The 26,110-nt window shown below is 34.9% G+C and carries 12 protein-coding genes, 2 pseudogenes and 1 CRISPR repeat array; of the genes and pseudogenes, 2 read left to right on the forward strand and 12 right to left on the reverse strand.

Features of this window, described 5'->3' with window-relative positions; translation table 11 throughout:
* Positions 1-125: 125 nt before the first annotated feature.
* Positions 126-272: pseudogene (locus tag CALHY_RS13485) on the forward strand (flavodoxin family protein); the annotation flags it as partial.
* A gap of 267 nt (positions 273-539) precedes the next feature.
* Here the strand turns inward: CALHY_RS13485 and CALHY_RS12565 are convergent.
* From CALHY_RS12565 to CALHY_RS12585, 5 genes are all read right to left on the reverse strand, one after another.
* Positions 540-1,970: an ISNCY-like element ISCahy1 family transposase gene (locus CALHY_RS12565; RefSeq protein ID WP_013402019.1), complete on the reverse strand. Its 1,431-nt coding sequence runs from the start codon at positions 1,968-1,970 to the stop codon at positions 540-542.
* 195 nt (positions 1,971-2,165) lie between these two features.
* On the reverse strand, positions 2,166-2,963 hold the full coding sequence (locus tag CALHY_RS12570; RefSeq protein ID WP_041723223.1) for a polysaccharide deacetylase family protein: 798 nt from the start codon (positions 2,961-2,963) through the stop codon (positions 2,166-2,168).
* Positions 2,964-3,047: 84 nt separating this feature from the next.
* Positions 3,048-5,126 carry an alpha-amylase family glycosyl hydrolase gene (locus CALHY_RS12575; protein WP_013404317.1) on the reverse strand — a complete coding sequence of 693 codons (2,079 nt, stop codon included), beginning with the start codon at positions 5,124-5,126 and terminating at the stop codon, positions 3,048-3,050.
* A gap of 217 nt (positions 5,127-5,343) precedes the next feature.
* Entirely contained in the window at positions 5,344-7,365 is a 2,022-nt protein-coding gene (locus tag CALHY_RS12580) for an SPFH domain-containing protein (RefSeq protein WP_013404318.1), read from the reverse strand.
* A gap of 180 nt (positions 7,366-7,545) precedes the next feature.
* Entirely contained in the window at positions 7,546-10,719 is a 3,174-nt protein-coding gene (locus CALHY_RS12585; RefSeq protein ID WP_013404319.1) for a hypothetical protein, read from the reverse strand.
* Positions 10,720-11,517: 798 nt separating this feature from the next.
* Between CALHY_RS12585 and CALHY_RS12590 the strand changes: the two are divergent.
* A pseudogene (locus CALHY_RS12590) lies at positions 11,518-12,760 on the forward strand (IS256 family transposase).
* A gap of 52 nt (positions 12,761-12,812) precedes the next feature.
* A CRISPR array of direct repeats spans positions 12,813-18,019; the repeat unit is 29 nt; unit sequence GTTTACATCCCTAATAGTTCAGATAAAAC.
* Positions 18,020-18,223: 204 nt separating this feature from the next.
* Here CALHY_RS12590 and cas2 read toward each other — a convergent pair.
* The 7 genes from cas2 to cas8a1 all read right to left on the reverse strand — a co-directional run bounded on the left by cas2 (position 18,224) and on the right by cas8a1 (position 26,082).
* Positions 18,224-18,487 carry a CRISPR-associated endonuclease Cas2 gene (gene cas2, locus CALHY_RS12595; RefSeq protein WP_013404320.1) on the reverse strand — a complete coding sequence of 88 codons (264 nt, stop codon included), beginning with the start codon at positions 18,485-18,487 and terminating at the stop codon, positions 18,224-18,226.
* A gap of 170 nt (positions 18,488-18,657) precedes the next feature.
* On the reverse strand, positions 18,658-19,638 hold the full coding sequence (gene cas1b / locus CALHY_RS12600; protein WP_013404321.1) for a type I-B CRISPR-associated endonuclease Cas1b: 981 nt from the start codon (positions 19,636-19,638) through the stop codon (positions 18,658-18,660).
* Between the two features lie 7 nt (positions 19,639-19,645).
* A complete protein-coding gene (gene cas4, locus CALHY_RS12605; protein WP_013404322.1) occupies positions 19,646-20,158 on the reverse strand; it encodes a CRISPR-associated protein Cas4 in 513 nt (170 codons plus the stop codon).
* 19 nt (positions 20,159-20,177) lie between these two features.
* On the reverse strand, positions 20,178-22,511 hold the full coding sequence (locus CALHY_RS12610; protein WP_013404323.1) for a CRISPR-associated helicase/endonuclease Cas3: 2,334 nt from the start codon (positions 22,509-22,511) through the stop codon (positions 20,178-20,180).
* Positions 22,501-23,247 (reverse strand): type I-B CRISPR-associated protein Cas5b, encoded by a 747-nt coding sequence (cas5b, locus tag CALHY_RS12615; RefSeq protein ID WP_013404324.1) that lies wholly within the window; start codon positions 23,245-23,247, stop codon positions 22,501-22,503. Before cas5b ends, CALHY_RS12610 begins: the two co-directional genes overlap by 11 nt.
* Before the next feature lie 2 nt (positions 23,248-23,249).
* The gene (cas7i, locus tag CALHY_RS12620) at positions 23,250-24,179 is read right to left on the reverse strand and encodes a type I-B CRISPR-associated protein Cas7/Cst2/DevR (protein WP_013404325.1); all 930 of its coding nucleotides are present in this window, start codon (positions 24,177-24,179) and stop codon (positions 23,250-23,252) included.
* Positions 24,172-26,082 (reverse strand): type I-B CRISPR-associated protein Cas8b1/Cst1, encoded by a 1,911-nt coding sequence (cas8a1, locus tag CALHY_RS12625; protein ID WP_013404326.1) that lies wholly within the window; start codon positions 26,080-26,082, stop codon positions 24,172-24,174. Before cas8a1 ends, cas7i begins: the two co-directional genes overlap by 8 nt.
* Between the last annotated feature and the right edge of the window lie 28 nt (positions 26,083-26,110).

The raw sequence follows: 26,110 nt of genomic DNA on the forward strand, positions 1-26,110 counted from the left end.
AATTTCATTATAGAACATGAAAGCTGCCCTGTCAAGCACCTTTTACAAAAAATATATGCCTTCTTGTCTAAATTTGTTTGATTTGCACATGTATAATAAGATGACATTGTGAAAAGTGAAAAAATAAAGTTTTGCAGGATGAAGAAGGCGTCCAGATTATGAAAGTGCTTGGCAAAAACATGGCTTGGCTTTTGAAGCTTGTTGAAAATGGAAAAGGCAGTGTTTTGGAACCTGCAAAAGAGGCAAAGGTATTTACTAATTTTATAAGGTAATATAGGCGTTTGCAAAATAGGTGGTGATTGAAGGTAAAAGGCACCAATACTAACATGAAATACAATCAAGATACAAAAAGAAAAGAGAAGTGAAAACCAAATATTATCAATACCAGCAAAAATAATCAGCAACAAACATATGACAAAAATTAACAACTTCAAAAAAGACAATAATATCCTAAGCCTTCTTAACTCCTTGTTTTAGAAGGTTAAGTAAAAACAAAACCAGAAATTTTTTGTAAGAAATAGATTTAAAAAATAGTAGTATTAAGCGATAAGTTTTTTGAGCTTGTTAAGTTTTTTGATAGTCAATTTAGAGCAATAGAGTTTGATATTGTGAGCGAGAATAAACAAGAGCGAGAAAGTAATGGCAGATAGCAAGAAATCAGAGAAAATAGAAATATGGTCATAAGTAGAGATAGTATCAGAGCCCATGTAGGATTTCAGGTGGTAAATAGTCTGCTCTACAGCGACACGTTTTTTGTAGAGGTCAAAAAACTCTTGTGAATTTCTGTTGATACCTGGGAAAGAGCGAAAGTTATCTGGGTATGTATAGAACATTCTACCCGATTTAGAGGTAGTACAAGGCTGAGGGCAAGAGCAGATGCGTTTGCCATCTTTGTATTGTGACATAGGGCAAGTCCATTTAAGGCGCAAAGAGCGATTTTTACCCTGACATTTGCCTTCGGGTTTAAAAGGTTTGTTGAACTTTTTGCAGATAGGGATACCATCTTCAGAAATAACGATATTGGGGTCTGATGTAGGTGTAGTATTTTTAGAAGCTCTTGTATTTAGTGGAATAACGATTTTGGAGAAGTTAAAGGTATTTTTTAAAGTGGAGTATATGTTGTGGGAATCCAAAGCACTGTCGGCGATGAAAGTGGAGAAATTTTTGGGGATATAAGAGAATAAAGTTTCGAGCGAAGGAATTAAACCTTTAGAGTCGGAGATAGCTTTTGCTTCTTGTGGGTCAGAGGAAGGGGAATCATAGTTAAACAGAGGTACTAAAGCTAAAGGGATACCGAGAGCGTTGGTAATGACTGCAAATTTTAAAGCCCAGCAGAAATGGCCATTTACAAACATAAGACGGATGTTAGAATTAGCGTTAGCAGTTTTAGGCAAAGAAGAATAAACGAGAGAGTAGACTTTTTCAGAGGGAAGTTCAGGGTTAGCTTTTGAGGTATTTTTCAGCAGTAGATGAATGAATTTAGGATTGTTTTCACGAACCTTTGGGACAATACCTGTTGTGTCGAAGATTAAGATTGAAGAATCTTGAGGGCATTGTTGGATGGAAATATTATGTGCATGGATAGAGATATTTTGAAAAAGTTTATGGATTTCACTTGCAAATATTTTTCTAAAGCGAGAGAGAGTAGAGATAGAAGGGACATTGCCATGAAGATTACAAAATGAGCGAAGTTCGAATGAGTTGAGTAAGACAGCACGAAGCTGAGTTAAAGTATTGAGTTTGAGCAATTTTTGGACGAGGAAGCAACAAAGCATAGATTCTAAAGAAAAGTATCTATGCTTACCGAAATATTTGTAGTAGGCATTGTAGAAAGAAGAAGGTATATAATGTGACAAGTCAATGAATTTATTGAACAAGCCCAAGAGGCTTTCAGGCTTGTAGAGAGCCGAAGCCTTTAGGTGGGAGAATAGGTCTATGAAAGAAAGTTGTTTAGGTTTGGTGTTGAACATTTTGGAACCCTCCTCATAGTAGAAAATTTGTTTTATATAATCATATTTTACTACAATTATGAGGAGGGTGACCAGTCTTTTTTGATTCTATGTAAAGCTTGATAACGCTCATCTTGAGCGTTTTTGCAAAAGGCTATTTATAAGGTAATAAAAAAAGAGGGGTTTTAAGCCCCTCTAATGTTGTTGTATCTATTATCAAAGCTTTGTTATCTTCCCACCTTCAACCTTAACAATCTTATCATCTACAGAAATCCAGACGTCAATTGAAGATGGGTTGTATACAAACTCGCCGTTTGCTGAAAACTTGAGATTTTGCAAGGCTTTTATGTAATCAACAATCTCGATGTTTGTTGCATACCAGATATCTGGTTGATTGCCAACCATTCTACAAAATTCTTCAATTAAATCCCAGTTGTTGTCGTTGTCAAACTCATAGCTGTGTCCCCAGACATAAAAAAGATACAGATATTGCTTCTTATAAAAGCTTAAAAACTGCTCTGCAAGTTTTAAAAGATTATGGTTATGGTGGCAGGTTGCCTTCCATTCATAAAAATCAAACGGAAGTGCAAAATCAAAACTATCCCCAACTATTCTTGCATAATCAATTCCACAGTATGGCAGGAGCTTTTTTATCTCAGATGTATAAGATCCATTTGGATAGGCAAGTCCTCTTACTGGATATCCAACAATGTCTTCTAAAATTTTTCTGTCCTCAATTATCTGCTGAACAATTTGGTCATGAGGACACCTTGCAATTGTTGGATGATTGTAAGTATGCGATGCAACCTCATGACCTTCATAAAGCTTTTTTACATCTTCTTTTGAAATTCTATCATCTTGCCCCAAAAGTCCAGCGTTTAAATTAAATGTCCCTTTAATTCCAAACTTGTTAAAAATTTCAACAAGTTTTATATCCTGCTTTTTGCCATCGTCATAGCTCATTGTCAGTGCTTTGAACCTGCCACCAGGAAAGCAATAATAAATCTTTTTCATCTCTCGCAAAATTCATCTCCTTGCACTGAAATATTCATACATTTTATTTTACCCCTTTGCTCATGCAAGGAAAGTGCCAATTTTTTATTTTACCTTTAAAATTTTTATATCAAGAGTTTCCATATCAACTGTAACGTGTGGAAAATCGTAAACATGATTTTTATCTCCTTTTAGAGAGTAGATACACTCAATTTGCCTTCCTTTCCCCACATCAAATAAACCTGCTTTCATCAAATCCAACCTTATTTTTCTTTTTCGTAAAATATCAGCATTTGCAACTACAATCAGGTACTGCTTCTCATGTTCAGTAAAAAGTTTGTATCCAAATGCCAAGACAAATTTGCTGTTGTGAGGAATCTTGAAAAAGTTTTCTTTACTCATAAAGTCCAAATATTCTTTTCTTATCTTAGCTACTCCTTCAATTAAAGCTATCATTTCATCTGCACCTTCGTTTGTCCAGTGAAGAGCGTATTTGTCAAAAAACGCAAGTTTCCCATAAAGAGGGTCTGATTTAGAAAGCATAAACTTGCCTTCTGGTTGCGGGTCAAGACCTAAGTTCATTGGCTGAACTTCATAAACTTCCTGCCCGCACGTGACAAAAGGCACGCTGTTTGGTAAAAAGAAATTTAAAACTGTCGCAAACCGTGAAAATTCTCTTTTTCCAAGCCTTGAAGCTGCGCGCGGACTGTCTGGAATCTCACATGCTGCAAAAACAGGAACTTCAAGCTGCAAAAGTATATCCAAAACCTTTTTCAGCGTTCCTTGATAGTATCGTGGTTCTCTTGCCCAAAGATCACCTATTATCATGTCATACCCTGACTGTTTTGCTTTTCTGTGCGCATTCATCGAAAGTTCTTCTGCAATAAAGCAAAATTCGGGGTCTACTTTTCTGGCATTTGAGATTATCATATCTTCCAGCTCTTTTGGAAGAGCGTGACCCATGTCAATCCTTGCACCATCTATACCAAAGTTCTTCTGGTAATGTACAATGATGCTTGCAATTTTTTCCCAAAGCTCTTTGTTTGGCATTTTGCCTTTGAAGATATTTCCTCTTATAACATCAAAAAGAATATACGGCGGCTGGCTTTCATCTACATACTTTGCAGACTGCACAGGATTGTCAAGATACAGCCTCAAATACGTCACATCTGTCCAAGGCGGCTGCGGGTCATTAAGACAGTCTGAAAAAGCTGGTGCAGTAGTTATCCCAATCTCTTTTTCAATTAGCTCGAAAAAGTCAAGGTTTTTGTCTTTTTCGCACCTTTCTTTTATACTCTGCCACTTTTGCGGTGCAAACCTGTCAGGTGATGGTACAAACTTTTTAATGTGCTTTTGCACAGCCGGGTCTTTGTATATAAGCTCAATGTTTTCTTCATTTGCTTTTGTGAATTCTTTTATCAAAGTCAACTTTGGTGGACCATAGTCTTTTAAATCATCTATTTTAATCCAGTAAAACCAGTCAGGATGTTCCAGTATGAAATCAGAATCTCTCGCAGATGTGCGTGGAATAATATCAATTATAAATCTTATGTCAAGAATATGGCACGCTTCAATCAAAGCTTTAAATTGTTCATCTATTGAAAGTTCACCTGCCATAGGGTCAAAAAGCACTGGGTCAAGTTCAAAAAAGTTCTTGACTGCATAAGGCGAGCCCATCTCACCTTTTTTATACCTTGTGCTGTTTTTGGTAATTGGAAGAGTGTAGATAGCATCAAAACCCATTCTTTTTATGTATGGCAAAAGTGCAATTGTTTTAACAAATGTACCTGTGTCTTTTAGACCAAAGCTATTTTCAAGTTCAAGTTCTTTTGAGCAATCATGGTCCCAGGCTGAAAATGTACGAATTTGCATACCATATACACTGCTCTTTTCAATCCAGCTGCTATAACTTTTTTCTGAAGGTCTATTATCTTTAGAAAGTATCTCTGAAAGTGGTTGAAGATAATCAGTATTATTTTTCATACAAGGCAAAATTGCTTTTTCTATCGCCTGTGCAACAAACTTATAAGGGTTTACTGAGATTGTGCCATCATTGTTTTCTTTTTTCTCAAACCCATCATAGCCGAAACTATCCCACAGCTTTGGTACTCTGAAATCGTTTTTTCCATCCCACTCTTTTGCTTTATTATTCAGAATCTCAACAAGCTTTTTTAAAGCTGACATCTTTCTTATTTCTCCCCTTTTTCAATTTGTTCTAATTAATTTATACCCATAGCTTATTTTGAGCAAACGTTTGCAATCTATATGAAATTATTTTAGCATACAAAACTCAAATTTTGTAGTGTCTTTTTCTGAAAAGCAAAGCGGCTCTGGCATATTTTGTAAAATTCCTTCCCCAGAGCCGCACTTTTTATAAACCATGTATGCAAAATCTTAAAGCTTAAGATACATTACTTTGCTGCTGTAGCCCCTGAGAAACCTGTTCAGTTTTCTCTTCTTTTTCATCTTCTTTTGCAAGAAGGATTGAATTTAGTATTTCCTGCTTTATCTTTTTGACATTCTCATCCTCTGTCTCTTTTGCCTTGAACTCAACACCAAGTTCTTTTGTCAAAAGCAAAGTCAGTAGCATTTCAAACGCATTGAAAGAAATGGAAGATGACTTCTCGCCCATTGCAACAACTGTCTCGGGAACAATATCTATGCCAGTTTTCTCTAAAGCCTGAGTAAACTTGCCCATGACATCCTGCAGAACTTGATATTGCGGTCCACCGTATGCCTTTACCTGTTCTTCTATTGCAATTGCCCGGCCAATACCAATTCGCGCTTCTTTTTCTGCTTCTGCCTCAGCCAAGGCTTTAATCTTTTGAGCTTCTTGAAGTGACCTCTGATATTCTGCCTTTCCTTGGTTTGTCTGAATCTGAATATTTATCTCAGACTCTGTCAAAAGTTTTTGCTGTGCAGCCCGAGCTTCTGCCTCTCTGAGCTCTCTTTCTTTTTCTGCTGCTTTTTGCTGGCGTGAGTATGTCTCTATCTGCTCAAGGGCAATTTGCCTGTCGCGAAGCTGCTCTAAAATTGCGTCTATCTTGTTGTCGTTTGGAGATGACATTGGCGTTCCAATTAAAACCTCTTCAAGTTCCAAGTTGTAATGAGCAAATCTCTCTTTCATCTCTTCAGATGCCATTTTCTGAATCTCATCTCTTTGCTGAATAAGCTCAATGAGGGTCTTTTTCTGCCCTATATTTTTAAAGTATGCAGATACCATCGGGTCAAGAGTCTGTTCAACAAGCATCTTCAAATCTCCAAATCTTTGGACAACCAAAGGAGCTTTCCTGTAGTCTATGTGAAGAACAACCGCCAATGGTAGCGACGGTTCAAACGCATCTTTTGTGATTAAACTTACTTCTTTGAGGTTTTCGTCATAGCGGTGCGTGCCTGTCTGGTTGCTTATCCATTTTAGAATTATGTTTGTAGTTGGAACCTTCACAATTTTGCCAGCGTAGGTGTTAAATGCGTATTTTCCAGGCATCAGAGGATCTTTCCAAACGCCTCTGTATCCTTTTTCAACAAGCTCACCATGTTTGTAGTCCTCACCCGATGTATCCTGCCCTTTTGGTCCAACATATGATACAACAACTCCGACATATCCAACTTCAATGACCGTTTTGTCAATCAGCTCAACTGTGGCAAAGAGACGGTTTATAAAGTATGTCCCTTCAACAAGCACCTGAAGCTGTCTTCCACGAAATCCACCTGCTTTTAAAAACTTTTCGGGGTCCTGGAAGTTGTTGTGATAAGTCTCAGGGTCAGATGGGTCATCGCCAACAGTTGGTGCGACAATATCACCACTTGGAAGTGATGGTCCGTCGTGTACAGTTACAATCCCAACCTTGTCCTCTGTTATTACAATCGGTCTGAAAGCATTTCGTGATTTTAAAGTCTGGACCATCTTCTCTATCATCTCTTTTTCCTCTTTGTTGCCCATTGGGAGATAATAAATTTTGTCCTCTGTGATGACTATAAACTGCGCAAGGTTAAATGCATATGTTCCTTCACGAAGAATAGCTCGCTGCGGACCCCTCTGCCCTCCATTTTCCAAAAAGGCGCGCACATCTTGAAAGTTGTTGCACTCAGGAATTACCCTGCCAAGTGTCTGGGTTGGTTCTAATGGTTTCCCATCTCTTGCAAACACATAGCCAATCTGACCCTGCGGAATTGTGACAAGAGGCACAATATGAACTTTGTACATAAGCGGTGTTCTAAAATGAATACCACCTCTTAAAACTTCTGGCTGAAAGCCTGCTTCACCGTGCAGCGCTATAATCTGTTCATCCAGTGAACCTTTGAAAGACCACCACTTTTCAACAATTCCCACTTTGTCATTTGGAATGACGCGAAGACCTATGAGCTTAAGTAAAATATAAATGGAAATTAACACACCAGCAACTTCAAGCAATACGCCCACTTGAAATCTCCACTCCTTTCACTTTTTTGACAATTTTCTCTTAATTTCGACAAAATTCGACCTGATTGTGCTAAATGTTGCTGTAAATTCTTTTGTTTCTTACTATGATATCATAATACTATTATTGATACAACAGTATCAACTTGACATTTTATTTTACAATATTATAAACGCATCAAACTATTCAATTGTTGCGAAAAATTCTTGAATGTATTTATAACTCTCTTTTAGTCTCTCGACATACTCAACGTTCTCCCAAGTCTGCCAAATGTACTTTTTAACTTCAAAGTTGCTGTTTCCAGGCAGAATATCGCCAAGTTTTCCTTCTTCAAAAAGCGCACAGTAAAATACAAACCCGTCTGTTTTTGTTGTTCTGAGTATATCCCTTGAAAGCTGCTTGAAAGTCCTTTTGTCATCTAACACGGTGCGGCTTGACGGGTCTGAGACGTTCAAAAGCATCCAGGGAATTCTTATATAGATTCTATTTTTCTCCACATACCATGCATACTTTGAATCACCAAACTTGCCTTTTGGAAGAATGCTAAATTTGTGATATATAGCTGGTATTTTTCTTCCATCTTGAGTAACTCTTTCTTTGTTAATTTGCATAATTATATTTTCAAACTTTGCACTGAAAGATATCTCCGATGAATATCTGCCTTTTGAAATATTATAACTCGGGATTGCCAAAATTTTTGATTCATCCAAAGTAATCTTTAGCAAGAATTCCACTCCAGAAGGCAATAACAAATTTAATTTCTCTGAAAGTTTAAACTCCCCTCTTTTTCTATCATATGTGTCAATTCCAATCAAAAGTTCGTCAGTTTTTGAAAACTCTTTGTCAAGTTCTATCTTTAGATAAAGATATTCAGCGTTTGAAGAAATTTCTAATGATTTAATTTTACCAGCTTCTGAAATAACAAACCTGTCCTTTGGCAAAGAAGCTTCGTTTGCTAAAATCCCATAGTTTTGCTCAGGGTCAAGCCTGTTGTGCCAAAGCACATGCCTTTCATAAGGAATCATAAAAGGTTCTGTTATCCATGTCTTTTTTGCCCACTCATCCATCCACTCAAAGATAAGTCCACCAATGTAGCCTTCCCTTTTAATCGCCTTCATCATTCGAACAATGCCCTTGCCCTGACTTTCTTCATCAAGCCCGCCATGGTTATATCCATCTGGGTTCTGGTGTGCAATGCCCATTCCTGTTGCAAGACCAAACTCGGCAACAAGAGCTGGAAATTTGGTATGATTCTCCATCAATTCTCTTAGATATCCACCGTACATGAATCTTCCTTCTTCATCAGTATACTTTTTATACTTATCTTCATTGTTCATGAAGTCAGGATAGTTAGGATAAATATGATATGCACCAAAAAAGCCTGCCAAGTTATTCTTGCCAAGGTCAAAGTGATTTATATTTATTTCCGCTTTGTCGTTGTATTCCAACTCCTTTTTCCCATATTCATTGAACTCAGAAGGATGAGAAATCGGGTCTAAAGTGGGCCAGCTAACAATCGCAACAGGATGCTGCATATTGTATTTTCTTGTCTCATATTCTAAGGCATAATCACAAGCGCTTGCAAGCCAGACTTCTGTTGGACTTCCGCGCACCTTTATATATTCTCCATCATATGTTTCAGTTTTGTTTTTGGTGTTTGTAGAAATAACTTCGTCTGGCTCAAGTTCACGGCCGATAAGAATAGCAATTGTATACATTGAAACATCGGCCGTGTAGCTGCCATAAGCCCTTCCAGTTCTTTTTGGTATCTGCGCCTTGCCATGAATTGCATCTATGACGTTTTCAATCTCTTTTTTGAAAGCCTTGTCATACTCTGCATTTAGATAGTTTTGGTCAGGCACATCTTCATCCGGCCAGATTTCTTGAATGAGATACAGTTTTTTATCTGGATTTTTTAGATTGAATACTTTTAGTGCTTTGTAAAACTCTGGCGGTGCCAAGGTATAAAGTCTTACTGTGTTTGCGTTCATTTGACTTATCATTTCAAACCATCTAAGATATGTCAGAGGATCATCTGGCATCTGTGTAAAGTATTTGCCTGGCTGTGCCAAACCCATGTTGACACCTTTTATGAAAAACTCTCTCCAACCGTTTTGGGTAAAAATCAAAAACTTATTCTCTTGTATCCTTGTCTTGAGCGAAATTCCATTTTCAAGTTTAATAGGTTCAAAATTTGCAATGGTCTTTGTACCATTTGGTTTGATGTCGGAAATAATTCTTTTCATCATAGGCACATATACTTTCCAGTAAAATGCGTCCTGAAATCCTGATTTTTCGAAAGTAAACATTTTGTAAAGCCTATCAGCAATACTGTACTGATAAGGCACTCTTTTAGGCTTGAGATCAGCAAAATCACCCGCAAAATAATATGAAGTGTACTGAGAAGTTTGATGTTTCAAAATGGCAGGAAATACAAGGGGAAGGTTGAAACTTTCGAGCTTTCTTTTCCCAGTTGGTGTTAAGTTAAATTTGAAGTTTGCCAACACTTTTGCACTTTTGGGCTTTACTATCTCAAACCAATAATAAAATCCTACGTCGTTTTGAGCATTAAAATAAGCATCATAATTATTTACAAATTCAAGCTTTAAAGCTTTACTGCTAAAATCCTTGCCTTTTTCCAAAACAACTATTTGCCCACTTTCTGACAAAATCACAAACCCTGCTTTTTTAAAGCTCCATTTGGACTTATACATATTCTCATAAAGCTCAACTATAAAGTCTGGAACCTCTAGATCTTTTTGAAGCGAGGCATAGTACCTGCCATACCATTTCGTCCATTCTATTCCAAATAAGTTTTGCAGTTCAACTGAAATATCCTCAGGTGTTGGCGATTGTAGAATGTTGAACTCTCCTATTAAAACATTGTTTTTGAGGCTTGATTTTATATAGAGAATATCATCTTTTGATACACCACCATAGATAAGGGCAGACCTTTTGTCCATCTTGCTTTCTTTTTTTAGGTCATTGTCATAAACACCATAGGCATCTGTGAGGTAAATAATTTCTGGGTTTGCTTGGTTTTCAAGAGTTTTTAGGTCAATATCTTTTGTGTGGTAATTTGAAGAGCTATTTTTCTTTGGTACAAATCCAAAATAATCTTTTTCAAGATTGTACGAATTTAAATTTGGGTTTTTGATTTTGAGGAAATTAAAAAGCCAAAAAAGTCCACCGTGCTCCCTGTAATCAGTGTTAGGAACTGTCTTATCAATAATCCATATATTTAAACTTTTTGTGTCTTTATGAAGCCAGGTTAATAAAGGCATTAGTAGTATAATTAAAAACAAGATTATCAATGTAGATATTACGTTTTTTGGCTTTATGCTCATTCTTTTCATAAAAATTTGTCCTCTCAATGATTTTTGATATATTTTATTTACCCACCTATTCAGAAATGGTCACAGAAAAATTAGGTATATCCCATTTTATCTCAATTAGTTTTTTATATTACGAAGGTTTACATTCCTCATAGTTCAGATAAAACTGGCATGATTGCAGAGAAGCTTTTATAAAATCACGCTTGTTTACATCACTCATAGTTCAGATAAAACAACCAAATCATAAAGTGTTCTGTCTTTCTTCAACAGCGTTTAAATCCCTCTCTCAATGTATCTTTGATTTTCTCAAAATATCTCTCGATTTCTTTAAATTTCGCTATCGAAACAAATAATATCATTCTTGATATTGCTATTATTGCTTTATTCTACCATGCGAAGATTAAACTCAACCTACTTTTTGTATTAATTTAGATATTTTACCCATATTACGGCGGGTATTTGCCCACAATAACCATGGCGTTTACCCTCTCATGTCTCTCAGGGTCTTTTCTCACTTGCCCTCAATTCCTTCGTCCCATCTACTATGGTGTGGACTTAAGTTTCAGCTCGTATGCAGGGTCTTCGCCCGTATGGAGGATGTACTCCGACCACCCGCTCTCATTTTTCAATCTACCTATAAAAAATCATTTAATTCCTTTTTCCTTCACTTCTTACCCTCAACACATTCTCTATGATTTGAACTCCTACCAAAAGGGGCGCTTTGCTTCTTGACATGACTTTATTCCATTGGGAGTTAAAATAAAATTGTGTCCACTGTATAATTAGTATTGAAATAATCATTAAAGGGGGCTACTTGGAATGAATAAAAACGAAATTTATGAAACTGTTAAAAACATGGCTCAAGAAGCAAGTATTAAATATGTATTGCTCCAAAGATGATCCTAACCGCCAAGCTTCTTTAGCAACTAAAAGTAAAACTTGCTCGATTGCTTTATGTTATCGGAAAGATAAGTAGCCTTGCTAAAAATGACAATGACAAAGGCAATGGTTTTTATTGAAGTAAAACTTGCAACACCTGCCTTATGTCTTGAAATCTCTGTCCCTCGCACACGCCCTTAGAATTTCCGACCTTCTATCCTCTTCTTTCCGCTACAAAAGAGTTGATAGTCCGTATACCGACCTTCTTATGTTGCAAGTATGTCAATGGTTATTCTTGAGCGTTCCCTTGTTCAAACTTTGAAAAACTTAAATCTTCCTTATTCCGAAAACGAAATCCTAAAAATCAAAGAAGACCTCAAAAATGAACTTCAATTATTCAAACAAAGAGAATTGCTAACATCTGCTTTTGCTCTTATCATCGATGGTTATTCAGAAGTGAAGTTAAGGACAATTCTAAAGGCAAACGTGCTACTTGGAATGCCAGCTTTAGTATCGACTTAGAAGGTAAAAAAGATATCTTTGTATTCTGCCATCTCTTCGGCAAAGAAAACAAGGCTGATTGGATGAAAGTTTTTGACCACTTAATTACAAGAGGTCTTAAAGAAGTTTTAATTGTCATAAGCGATGACTTTCCAGGTATTATAGTTGCTGTCAAACTTGCCTTTTCTCTTGCTGACTATAAAGCCTTCTTTTGTCCACCTCCAACGTAATGTCTGAAAACATATGACAAAAGAGGATACTTCAGCTTTTAACAAGAGTTTGGACAAAATCAAAATCTCTTCTTCTGATTTTGATGAAGCTGTATTGAAATTTAAAGAACTTTGTGATGAATATTTTTCAAAATATCCTCGATTTTATTGCTGCAATATCAGAAAAAGCAGAGTTTTATCTTGCCCATATGAAATACCCCGAGGAATTAAGAAAGCATATTCTTTTCCACAGACGCCGCCTTACGTGTAAACAGCATGATTGAAAAGTAAAGAAGTAAATTCAGGTGAATACTTTCAGACTGCCAAAGTCATAGAAATTAATATTTACGCAACAAGAAGAGAACTTACGCTGTTCAAAATGGAAAAATGGAGTTCCCAGTATTAGAAAATGCATCAATAGCATAACCCAACTTTATAACTTGCGTTATAAATTGGAAACACAAAATTCTTGACAAGTCTCTCATTTTCACTCATTTTCGTTTATTACAGGAATGCTTTATAAATGTTTACATCCCTAATAGTTCAGATAAAACGTATCAGGATACATTCGAACAAGAATTGTTGATATTGAGTTTACATCCCTAATAGTTCAGATAAAACCGCCTGCACTTCTTGTTATTCCTATCATCGCTATCTGGTTTACATCCCTAATAGTTCAGTTAAAACTGGGCCTGCTTCACGTTGTTGATAGCATTGTTAACCACGTTTACATCCCTAATAGTTCAGATAAAACAGAATTAAAAAGTATGTCTTTTAAAAACTCTTCTCTCGTTTACATCCCTAATAGTTCAGATAAAACAAGTCCTGCACTTCTCATATTCTCATGGGGTAGCGGTGTTTACATCCCTAATAGTTCAGATAAAACCTGTGATGAGTCAGCAGGGTCTCTTATAACTTTAGTGTTTACATCCCTAATAGTTCAGATAAAACACAAAACTAAATTACCATTGACTTCTCCCCGCCCTAAGTTTACATCCCTAATAGTTCAGATAAAACAGTAAGGCAAGACTCGTAGAAGATTTGAGAATGTGGTTTACATCCCTAATAGTTCAGATAAAACGCAATATATCGTCGCCTTCATAGACTTCCTGTATACGTTTACATCCCTAATAGTTCAGATAAAACTTTCAACAAGATTAAATATTTTGCAAACTTAATTGAGTTTACATCCCTAATAGTTCAGATAAAACATTGTTAATGTCAGTAGCCACTAATTCCACAACACCAGTTTACATCCCTAATAGTTCAGATAAAACCTTTCTTAAGGAGTGATAATTTTGTTAATTGCTTTTGAGTTTACATCCCTAATAGTTCAGATAAAACTGGGCCAGAAGATATTAAATCTACAGAAAGCTAAAGGTTTACATCCCTAATAGTTCAGATAAAACAAAATTCTCGCCAGAAAACATGCCAAAACTCAAATACGTTTACATCCCTAATAGTTCAGATAAAACTCTAATCTCAATTTTTTCCATTTCTTGTTTTTCTTGTTTACATCCCTAATAGTTCAGATAAAACACCAAAAATCCTTTCTTTAAAGTTGCAACAATATTATCGTTTACATCCCTAATAGTTCAGATAAAACTTCAACCTTCCAACCGATTGTTGAGTATTGATTCAAGTTTACATCCCTAATAGTTCAGATAAAACCGGTGAAGTATTGTCGCTTTGGTGCTGGAAGAAGGTTTACATCCCTAATAGTTCAGATAAAACAAAACAGAGTCTTGAAGATTTAGAGAAGCGATACGAGTTTACATCCCTAATAGTTCAGATAAAACTCTTCTCCCAAGACAACGTACGGCATAACTGCACCGTGTTTACATCCCTAATAGTTCAGATAAAACAAAAGTCAAGTTGCTAACACTTAATAAATACACATCTGTTTACATCCCTAATAGTTCAGATAAAACTCAACGTCATCAATCAAAAAGTTGAATGCTTTTGCTGTTTACATCCCTAATAGTTCAGATAAAACTCTTGTCAATACCACCCTAATTGTTAACAAATTATGAGTTTACATCCCTAATAGTTCAGATAAAACGCAGCTGGGAATGATATGTGTTGTAGACGAGATAAATGTTTACATCCCTAATAGTTCAGATAAAACTAGCTGTTGGACCTGCGTGCCAGGCCCTTTCGTTCCAGTTTACATCCCTAATAGTTCAGATAAAACAAATTATTGATGGTTGGAAAAATAAGTTTTTTGATAGGTTTACATCCCTAATAGTTCAGATAAAACACTACAACGACTTTTACTGTGACAGTTGATACAGCTGTTTACATCCCTAATAGTTCAGATAAAACTGTTTGGAATGCGATTAAGAACGTCTTTCTGACAATCGTTTACATCCCTAATAGTTCAGATAAAACGAGATAGTGAGGGAAAAGACAAGCGGATTTGCAGCAGTTTACATCCCTAATAGTTCAGATAAAACAGCACTCCAGCGCTGAGCTGGGGTGCTGATTTCGTATGTTTACATCCCTAATAGTTCAGATAAAACAGCACTCCAGCGCTGAGCTGGGGTGCTGATTTCGTATGTTTACATCCCTAATAGTTCAGATAAAACTCTCTCATCAAGCTCTGCTATCCATTCCCAATCCCTGTTTACATCCCTAATAGTTCAGATAAAACGATGGAGCAGGAAATACTTAAGTTTGTTACGACGCAGTTTACATCCCTAATAGTTCAGATAAAACGATGAGTGAGAAAAACTTCTTTGAAGAACTTTTAGCTGGTTTACATCCCTAATAGTTCAGATAAAACCTCCAATACTTTTAAGTTTGCTTAGCGTTATGCTTGCGTTTACATCCCTAATAGTTCAGATAAAACACAAAAGCAAGTATGCTAACTGCACGATATCTTTTGTTTACATCCCTAATAGTTCAGATAAAACAGCGCTGTTGCTAATGCGACCAATGCAGATACACTTGAGTTTACATCCCTAATAGTTCAGATAAAACTCTATGATTTTTTTAGCTATTTCCTCTTTCTTTTGTGTTTACATCCCTAATAGTTCAGATAAAACTTCACCTGTTTCCAAGTAACAAAAGAATGTAATATAGTTTACATCCCTAATAGTTCAGATAAAACCCCGTCTATCATCATCGAGCATCAGCTCCTAATCGCGTTTACATCCCTAATAGTTCAGATAAAACAATGCCTCACCTACTTCGTTGAGGTCCTTTAAACACGTTTACATCCCTAATAGTTCAGATAAAACTTTTGAGTTTGAACATTACGGGCTTTAAAGACAGGTCGTTTACATCCCTAATAGTTCAGATAAAACCTGGAAGGAAATGGGCTTATCACCAGCAGATATGCACGTTTACATCCCTAATAGTTCAGATAAAACACAGGCTGAATATGGAGGACAAGCATAATGGAGAATTGTTTACATCCCTAATAGTTCAGATAAAACTGGCAACTTTTAGTGAAAGGCTAAAGAAATTGAGAGTTTACATCCCTAATAGTTCAGATAAAACAATCAGGCAGGACGCAGAAGAACTTAAGAAACTGCTGTTTACATCCCTAATAGTTCAGATAAAACATTTCTTCTGGCTTAAAGGTTACTATTACCCCACCAAGTTTACATCCCTAATAGTTCAGATAAAACACAAGTGGTTTTAAACTTGAACGAGCAGGTGGCTTTGGTTTACATCCCTAATAGTTCAGATAAAACACTGTTTATTTTTGTTTGCAAGCTGTTTTTTTGCTTTTCAGTTTACATCCCTAATAGTTCAGATAAAACTCTGTTGCATAATCTCCAGTCAGCAACAAGTCAATAATGTTTACATCCCTAATAGTTCAGATAAAACCGAAGCAATAGCTTAGCAATACAAAGCACAGCATAGGTTTACATCCCTAATAGTTCAGATAAAACTATTACCACCTTTACCGTCCCCGGTCCGTTCCAGAGGTTTACATCCCTAATAGTTCAGATAAAACACTCATCTTTTGTCAGTCTTGGCACATCTTGAACTTCGTTTACATCCCTAATAGTTCAGATAAAACTTCGAGAAGAGCTCCAAGAACTAGAAGAAGCTGAGAGTTTACATCCCTAATAGTTCAGATAAAACAAACAAGAGCTGATGATTTAGCAACGATGATTGTAGGTTTACATCCCTAATAGTTCAGATAAAACCCAGTTATAGGCATTCCTTTGCTAATCATTAAATACGTTTACATCCCTAATAGTTCAGATAAAACCAAGCACCAGAACAACAACAGTTTATGCTTGAAGAGTTTACATCCCTAATAGTTCAGATAAAACTGTTCAAAAGAATCAATAGCAAATTCGCTTCTTAAGAGTTTACATCCCTAATAGTTCAGATAAAACGTATGTGCTGTAGTTATCACAATATCACTTTTTGTGGTTTACATCCCTAATAGTTCAGATAAAACACTCATATCCTAAGAACTCTTCATAAGCAATTCCATTGTTTACATCCCTAATAGTTCAGATAAAACGAATGCATTCTCTGCAACATTCTGAGACATGTCCCGTTTACATCCCTAATAGTTCAGATAAAACATTAAAGAAAGTGTTTAACACGACAATATAATAATTGTTTACATCCCTAATAGTTCAGATAAAACCTTGATGTAAACAAAGTATTAGTAGTCTTTAAAGAGTTTACATCCCTAATAGTTCAGATAAAACCATATAAAAGCCCATAGACAATCAATTTTATGCTTAAGTTTACATCCCTAATAGTTCAGATAAAACAGAATAAGTCCAATTCAAATCCAAACTCTATGAAGCGTTTACATCCCTAATAGTTCAGATAAAACAGAATAAGTCCAATTCAAATCCAAACTCTATGAAGCGTTTACATCCCTAATAGTTCAGATAAAACAGTATTTTCTTGTTGCAATGTAAGTATCATCATAAGCGTTTACATCCCTAATAGTTCAGATAAAACCATCGTGTATTCTCTCTAACTGATGCAGTTTTAATGCGTTTACATCCCTAATAGTTCAGATAAAACTTAATCATTGATGATTTAGGAGCTGAAAATGAGACGTTTACATCCCTAATAGTTCAGATAAAACTTCTACCGCTCTTCTTCCTTTGCGATAAACAACCCAGTTTACATCCCTAATAGTTCAGATAAAACAAGCAGAAAGAGCACAAGGTTAAGCGAATAGTGGACAGTTTACATCCCTAATAGTTCAGATAAAACTTAAAAAGCTTTTAGGCTTGCAAGCCAACAACAAAATGTTTACATCCCTAATAGTTCAGATAAAACTTCTGAAGCTGAATCAAAAATTGGGCAAGCACAATAAGTTTACATCCCTAATAGTTCAGATAAAACAGTATCAGATTGGCAAGAAAATACCCAGACTTTGGACGTTTACATCCCTAATAGTTCAGATAAAACCAACAGCAGATAGGCAGACTTTTATCGTGCTTTGCAGTTTACATCCCTAATAGTTCAGATAAAACCATTGCCTGACTGTAAGCATTAATCACAGCTGCTATGTTTACATCCCTAATAGTTCAGATAAAACCTTTCTAAAACTTTACCAAACTTCTTGCTAACATACTCGTTTACATCCCTAATAGTTCAGATAAAACTAGCATTTAAGCAAAGCTATGTTTCGTATGCACAGATGTTTACATCCCTAATAGTTCAGATAAAACAAGAAATCAATCAACGTTACCATAAACGTTGAGAAAAGTTTACATCCCTAATAGTTCAGATAAAACCCACTAAAATAAAAATTACCTCATTTATTGATATAATTAGATTATAAAGCATTTACAAATTTATTGCAATAAATAAAAGTTTGCAGCAAAGGTATGGTTGAGAATTGGTTGAAAATGGTATATGTTTTGCAAATGCAGAAACGAGAAGTAATTTAAATAATACATTAAAAATACCCTTTGCTGCAAAATAGTTATATTTGTTATTTATAGAATTATTGAGTCATAATTCTTTTCTTGCCCTAATACTTTTTTGTTGCAAACCAGTTTATATTCCATTTCATAGAAGTATACTGAATCTTCTTCCTTTTCTATCACAGATAAAAGCTCTCTTTTGCATTTTTCAAGCTTTCCAAAAGTAATTTCGCCTTCAAAAACTGAATTTTGAACCCATGTAAAATATTTTTTTAAAATTTTTCTTACTTTATTTACTCTTTTTTCGTTTACATCATATGTGACAATAATGTATATTTTAAATCACATCCCTTCTGAGTCTATAAACTTTAAAAGAAAATACTCTTTTTAATTGCAGCTATAACATAAAGCATGTAAAAAGATAAAGTTCAACACATAACCTGGCATCTTTATAAACTTAATAGAATTTCTTACAAGATAAATTTTCAACTCTGCTTTTTAATTTATCACCACCATGCTCTCAAAGGCGAATAAATCTGATCTCCTATAAAATGTTTTATAAGCTTATAACACTCAAGTCTTATAAATCCTTTATATGACACATTTCTGTTTAGTTGCCTGTGCCGAACTGTAGTTTCAAGTTTGTTTTGAAACTCTTTTAAAAATATCTTCTTCCCTTCTTGATTTAAATAACAATAATTTAAATCTTCATCAAAATGCTCAAGCTCTAACTGACGGTTATTAAGAAGCTTGAATATTACAGTATCAACAATTAGTGGTTTAAAAATCTCAGAAATATCAAGGCTGAGGGAAAATCTCTTTTCACTTGGTTCATGTAAAAAACTTATGCTAGGGTCAAGCTGAGTTTGATAAATTTGAGACAAAGTGTGACTGTAAATCAAGCTGTTTCCAAACGAAATAAGAGCATTGATAGGATTTGTGGGTGGTCTTTTTTCTCTCTTTTCCATCGCAAAATCATCTGGCAGGAACTGATTAAATGACTGATAATATATATTGCGAATTCGACCCTCAAGCCCCATCAACTCTGCAATGTTTGATATATTGAACCTTCCTTTTTCCCACTCATCCTCGATTGCAATCAAAAAAGCTTCAGCTTCCTTTCTTTCTCTCAAGTTTCGCATCATATGGTATACTGCCGATTCAACAAAACAATATGCCAAAAATAACCTCTTTTCTCTATCCAGATAATGAAGTGCTTGTCTTACAACAACATCTCCAGACACATTTTTCTTGCGAGGTAAGAAGCTTCCTGTATAAAAGCCATAATAGTTGTAAAAATGAAGAATAATCCCATATTGAGAAATATAGTTTAGAGCCTTTGTGTTCAAATCGACTTCTCCAAATATGTGAATCTGTTCAACGTTTTCTATATCAATTGCCCTCTTTTCATCACCTATTTCAAAATAAAGGGTATTTTCATGCCTTTTGAGTCTTCCGTTTGAAGTAAGATATAAGCTCTTTTGCATTACAATTTTACCCCCAGCAAAACTCAAAATATGCACACGACTTGCAAATCTTTTGTTTTTGTGCAGGTGGCGGAATAGATTTTGTTGTAATTTCTTCTATCTCTTTTAAGGCCTGCTTTACCTTTTCTTCATACTCAGGGGTCAGCTTAAGCACCTCTTTTCTTTTTTCTTTCGGATAATTGATTATACCTTGCTTTTGAATTCCCTTTTGTTTGAGATAGTAAAGGTAGTACATAACCTGCATTATATCAGCTTCTTTCATTTTACTGCTATATTTTACTTCTCTGATACTGCCGTCTGATAAAATATCTATCATGATGAGATTGTCAATCAAGACTTCTTTTGTGTTCTCTTTTGGATACGAATACTCATGTAAGACCTTGCCCAGAAGAACTTTGTCTGATGTACTTTCAAAAGTTATGTTTTTGCTGAATAGCCAGAGTTTTCTTTTGCAGATGTAAAGGTAGTTGATTTTTATGCCTTGAAATTTGATTTCAGAAAATTCTTGTATATCTTCCATTTTGTTCTCACTCACTTTTTTACCATATATCAGATTGTTCCAATCCCTTTGGTGGTATCAAACCTAATTGGTCATCATATTCGCAATCAAGGATATAAAGCCCTAAATCTTTGTCATAACAGCTTGCTCCGCCTTTGGCAAAAAAGTATGCCGGGGCTGTAACGGTATATTTTCTGATGGAGGAAATTAATTCCAATTTTTCTATAGACTTTATAGACCTTGAATTTATTTTTTTAAGAGCTTCATTTATTTTTTCGATATTTTTATCAAATATTTCTCTCGGTATGCCAGAAATTGTAACAACATCTCTAAAAATCTTTTGTGCTTCAATTTTTCTATCTGCTCTGAAGCCAAGTTCTAAAAGTTCATATGCCTTTTTGAATTTACTTATAAAATTGGTACCTGAGAGTGCACCAATATCATATACATATTCATTTAGCTCTTTCTTGTCATATTCTGTAATTTTATTTCCATCAAATTTTTTCAAAAACACTTCTGTCCTGTCGACAATCTCTTTCTGATAAATTTTTCCGACCCCACTTGGACCTTTGCTCAAAATGATAACATTCGGACGTAATTCATTATATGGTCTTTTTCTGTACACCCTCCCCATTCGCTGAAGTAGCGAATCTGCCGAGGCAAGCTCTGTAAACAAGATATCATAATCTATGTCAAGTGAAGCCTCTACAAGCTGAGTTGATATTACAATACCGTTTTTTCTCTGATTTGAGATAACAATTTCCTCTTTTTGTCTCTTTTGCCCCTCTAAAAACCTTGAATGCAAAAGTTCAACAGGAATCTCTTCAAACCTTTTTAGATTTTCCTTTATAACCTGATAAACTTCCTGTGATCTCTTTACAGTATTGCATATGACAAGCACATTCTTTTGTTTTGCATATTCAACTATTTCCTCTATGCAGTCTAAAATTGAAAGCTCTTTGATTGAAATAATGTGGGAATACCTCTTTTTCAGTTCTTCATCTGAATATGCTTGTACATACTTAGCACAATCTCCAAGATGTTTTAGAATGAGTGGATTAATTGTCGCGCTCATTAAACAAAACTTGCCATTCAAGTTTATAATTTCTTCTAAAGTCTTTATTATAATCGCCAAAGATTCTGGTGAGTAGCTCTGCGGTTCATCTATTATAATCTTTGAGTATAAAAACAATGAATAAACCTTTTCAAATCCCGGCCATTTCAAAGCCGATGTAAAAATCTGGTCTCCTGTTGTAACAATTATTGGAAGACTTAAATTCTTAGCAAGATCAACGCTATCAAACAGAGCTTCTAACTCTTGATTTTCGCGCTCCAAATTCAAATATTTTTCAAGTAAATATATCATACTATCTGAGTGCAAAATCCCAACCTTATCCTCGCCAAAGATTTTTGCTAATCTCTCATACATTGCATTGATAGAAACACGAATTGGAAGAGTGTAAATGAGCTTACTTTTGAATGCCCAGTTTAGCCCAAACTCTGTCTTCCCACTGCCAGTTGGAGCAAATAAAATTACGTTTTTTTCAGAAAATTCCATCGCCTTTCTCTGAAAATCTTTAAATCCGGTAAAACTGCACTTGCTCTTCAAATAAACTTCAACCTTTTCAGGGAAATTATTAATCTTTGCCTCTTCTGCACTGATTCCTGCAGAACTTGAATGGTCAAGCCTGTGCAAAAGCCCTTTTAAAAAAATTCTAAAAATCACCTTTTTGTCCGAAAGGTCATATGAGTCTTTGAACATCAATTCTCTTAATTGATTAATTACCCTATAAGTGTAATTCGAACTTTCCACTACTTTATCCCTGTCAGGAACTGAAGGAAGTAACTCTAACAAAGGTTTCAGACTCTGATTTTCTATATACTTTGAAACATCATCATTCATGTATTTCTCAAAATATTGAGAACTAAAATCAAAACTTCTATCATGCGAAAATGCAATTGCAAAAAGTAAATTTTGAAAATCATCACAGGTAATATTGCCTTTTTCAATTTCATCTTCCAAATCGACAAAAGCTATAGATATAAAGTTATGAGGCACCTCCTTAGACAAACCCTTAACTTGAGGTACCTCATGCACTTTTGTCTTATCCCTTATTTTTTGCTGAAATTTCGAATTTGCCTTGCCCAAATCATGATATATTATTGCTAATCTTAGAAGATACTTGAGCTTCTGATAGTCTATTTGCAGCCTTTTACAACCTTCTTCAATCTCTTCCTTATATTCTTCAAACAGCTTTTCCATGTTATTTAACAAATCCATCGTGTGTTGATATATGGTTTGATATTCACTTCCTTTGTCATTTTTAAACCTCTTTGCATAAAGTTCTATACCCTTATAACTATCAATTTTCATACTCCTCATCACCTATTAAATCAATGATTATATTTTCATCATCTATCATAACCTCTTGGTCAACCATTGCCATTGGATTTAACTGTTCTAATGTTTCAATAAAAACTACATCTTTTTTGTCAGTAAATATCCTCAAACCATCTTTGGTCTTTTCATATCTATTGTTGAGTCTGAACCTTATTCCATCAATCATAAGTTTCTCAGCAGTTGAGCTTTTCAAATACATTCCTATCTCTGGTGGTCTTTTCTTTATATATTTTTTGTACCATACTTTACTTGGCTCAAAAAATTTTACTTCGTCTATTCTCATCAAATCCTCTTTTCGGCCCAAACCCCAGTAGGAATTTAAGATATTTTCGTATATCCTTTCTAAAACATTTTCTTCAGCATTAACATGAATACATATCTGCACATCAACAAGGTTTGTCACATATATAATGCCATTTACCACCCTTGCAGAAACCTCATTTACAACAGGAGCAGTATCATCTTCTCCTCTCAGTCTATCAAACTTTATTATCCTTTGAATATCATAAACAACAGAGTTGAATTTACCACAGATGGATACTGCCATTTTGTAATATTTTCCATCTCTTGCACCCAATATATTGTGAAGCCATCCTTTCACGGTAGATGGTGGTGGTAGAGGATAAGAGTCTACTATCCCATATGAAAATGGTTTTCTGAAGTTTGCAAAAGGCTGATAAATCTTAATTTTTAGAAGGCTATTGAGCATCTTTAAACTGTCCCCTCTTCATAATATTTTCTTGCTCTTTCTTTCAAATTTTCAAAGAAGTAATCAATTGTACCGCTTGAAGCTGGTAGAAGCTTTTTGAGCTCTTCTTCATTTGCAAAAAAGCCTTCTAATATTCCTAATAGAGTGTAATCAAAGACCTTCTTGCCATTTGGTAGTGTCAGCTCACATGTGCTATGAAGCAGCCTTGGGTCAATTGCATAGGCTGAATCTTCTTTTATAATTCTAATTCTATTTAAGAAAAACGGATTTTTTATTGGATAAAGACCACCTATAGCAAAAAGCGGACTTAAATTTTCTCTTCTTCCCTTGATTTCTCTGCTCAAAAACTTTATTGCATCAAATAAGCTATAAAGCCTCTTAAGTTTTTCATCAGCTGATATCTCATCAACTACCTCTCCTTTTTCATCAAAATCCTTGCCCAGTCTGTCTAAGTCAATTGCCACTGTATAGGTATATAAGGATTTGTGCTGCTCAAGCTGATATGGATTTGGATTAGTATTTGCTCTTTTTGCTAAATTTAAGTTTGTAGCAAACTCTATGTCGTTTTTGTACTCTTCCAAAGACACGGCTGGAGTAATTTTCACAACTGCTGTTCGTGTTTGCGCATTTTGACCTTGCCCTGAAGTTTTCATGTAACCAAACAAGTCTATCTCTGGATACTCAGCAATTGTTGCTTCTTTTTTAAATTGAACTACCTGTTCGTCACCTGTTACTGGAGTTTCCTTAATACCTGCATTTTCTAACATAAATTTGTACTTTTCAAATCTCAAAGCCTGTCGTGACATGTAGGTGTATATCTTATTTTCTCTTGTAAGTTTTTTAAGCTCAGAGATGTTCCCCAAGCTCTCTCCATAGTTTAAGCTCATTGCCTCAAACACAACTGTAATTGTAATTCCTGCATTTTTATTCATTATCAACAACCTCCTCACTATTTTCTACTTTTTCATCTTTTTCGCTTCCAAGCAGTCCATTTACAAAGCTGTACCCCAGTGCACAAAAATTGTCTCTGTCATTTATACACGACACAAACAAAGCAGGAACTTCCATGTTATAGCTCATATAGGTTCTAATAATCAGGTTCATAAATGTATTTACGTCGCCAATTCTGAGTGCAGAAATTAGTCTGTAAGCAAGGCTGGTTATTTTGTTTTCAGCTTTTGAGGCCAAGAACTTTTTCTTTAGCTCCTGACCAAAGAAATACATTTTCCACAACCATTTTTCATCCATTAACTCTCCACCTCTTTTTATACTTTTTAAATATTTATATGTAAGGATGTTATACATTTGGAGTCTATGAGGAGAAAGATTTGTATTTATTTTGGAATTTGGTTTTTTGGAACTCAAATATTGCCCTTCTAAGAATGATAAAAATTGAAAACTCAATGTATTATTCAAAAATCTTTGCATAAATTCGCTGAAAGGATAAATATTATTATCTTTGAAATTTATAAAGCTTCCTGTAATCTTTTCAAAGATATCAAAATTTGAATTTATAAATTCTGCTTTCTGTTTTGTAATACTAAAACCATAAAGCTTTGGTGTTACAGAAGAAGTTAAATCTATTTCGATGAACATAACATTGGCTAATCTAAACTTACTTTCTTCTTTTAATTTCAATAACAAATAATCATTGATAAAATTCAAAATTCCTTTTTCCTTTAATATATTTTCTTCCCTTGACATCATTTCCATAAATAGCTTATTTGTTTTATAGAGCTCCAACACAGAGGTATTCCTATCTACAAAATAAAACTTTTTGGTTTGCTTTTTGTTTTGCCCTATTCTAAATTCGGTCAATCCTGCAAATATGCAAAAGTATATCAATTCACAAATCTCACAAATGGGCAGCTGCGGCTTGAAATTCCAGAAAAAATTTTTGTTGTCTTTATTAGCACCCAGAAAGCTTACAAGCCCAGTGTCTAATAAAGCATCCTTTTTAGCAGGTCTTAAGCCACAAAAGATGCAGGTATGATGTTTGTCCTGTTTATTTGTTCTTTCGATTATAGGGCCTTCAAAATCATTATAAAATACAAATTTACTTTTTTCAGGAAGATACTTGAGTATGTTTATTATATTTTTAATAAATTCCTCAAACCTTTCTGTATCGGGGATGCCTTCAGAATTTACTTGCATCTCAGATATTTGTATGTTTTCACTATTGTAATACTTTGATATTTTTTCCGTTAATTCCTCCGCTTCTTGTAGAAATTTACTTATTTTTCTCTCAATATCTTTATGTAATTTTTTATTCTTAAGCTCATCCAATAGCTTCTCGCCTTTCTTTATGAACTTTTCAATTGAGTTTTCATTTTGCAAAAAACTTTTTTGCCCATAAATGGAGCTTATGGTTGCTAAGTACGTTTTGACGTCATATTCAATAAACTCTTGTTTGTTCTCATTTAACAATCCAATTATTTGAGTAACATATTGCTCGGCATCATCCTTGCTAAAATTTCTTGGCAAAGCTATATTCTGTGTGTCTGCTAATTGTTTTAATTTTGAAAAACCATCCACTCTTTTTTTAAAATTGCTTACCTCTTGTTTTAAGTTTTTATCAAATTCATTATCTTTCAGTTTTTGCAATAATTTATTCCCCAAATCAATCAACTCATCTGTTCGTGGATACCTCTGGTAAGCTTTTTTGAAAAACTTGTCTGAAAACCCTTGCAAACTGTTTATATCAAACTCAATGTAGTTTGGCCCGACTGTTATGATATTTTGAGAAGCTATATCTTCTCCATCCAGCATAATCTCAATAAAACCAATAATTCCTGCATTATAAGCCCAGTCGCCCAAATATACCCTCTCTACCATCTCTAAATATTCCCCTTTGCTATCTTGT

The sequence above is a fragment of the Caldicellulosiruptor hydrothermalis 108 genome (assembly GCF_000166355.1).
GTDB lineage: Bacteria > Bacillota > Thermoanaerobacteria > Caldicellulosiruptorales > Caldicellulosiruptoraceae > Caldicellulosiruptor > Caldicellulosiruptor hydrothermalis.

Bases quoted from the DNA above. Each gene is read 5' to 3' on its own strand.
- cas8a1 (WP_013404326.1), bottom strand. From the start codon at position 26,082: ATGGTAGAGAGGGTATATTTGGGCGACTGGGCTTATAATGCAGGAATT.
- CALHY_RS12610 (WP_013404323.1), bottom strand. From the start codon at position 22,511: ATGAAAATTGATAGTTATAAGGGTATAGAACTTTATGCAAAGAGGTTT.
- CALHY_RS12565 (WP_013402019.1), bottom strand. From the start codon at position 1,970: ATGTTCAACACCAAACCTAAACAACTTTCTTTCATAGACCTATTCTCC.
- cas7i (WP_013404325.1), bottom strand. From the start codon at position 24,179: ATGAATAAAAATGCAGGAATTACAATTACAGTTGTGTTTGAGGCAATG.
- CALHY_RS12575 (WP_013404317.1), bottom strand. From the start codon at position 5,126: ATGTCAGCTTTAAAAAAGCTTGTTGAGATTCTGAATAATAAAGCAAAA.
- cas1b (WP_013404321.1), bottom strand. From the start codon at position 19,638: ATGCAAAAGAGCTTATATCTTACTTCAAACGGAAGACTCAAAAGGCAT.
- CALHY_RS12570 (WP_041723223.1), bottom strand. From the start codon at position 2,963: ATGAAAAAGATTTATTATTGCTTTCCTGGTGGCAGGTTCAAAGCACTG.
- cas4 (WP_013404322.1), bottom strand. From the start codon at position 20,158: ATGGAAGATATACAAGAATTTTCTGAAATCAAATTTCAAGGCATAAAA.
- CALHY_RS12585 (WP_013404319.1), bottom strand. From the start codon at position 10,719: ATGAAAAGAATGAGCATAAAGCCAAAAAACGTAATATCTACATTGATA.
- cas5b (WP_013404324.1), bottom strand. From the start codon at position 23,247: ATGCTCAATAGCCTTCTAAAAATTAAGATTTATCAGCCTTTTGCAAAC.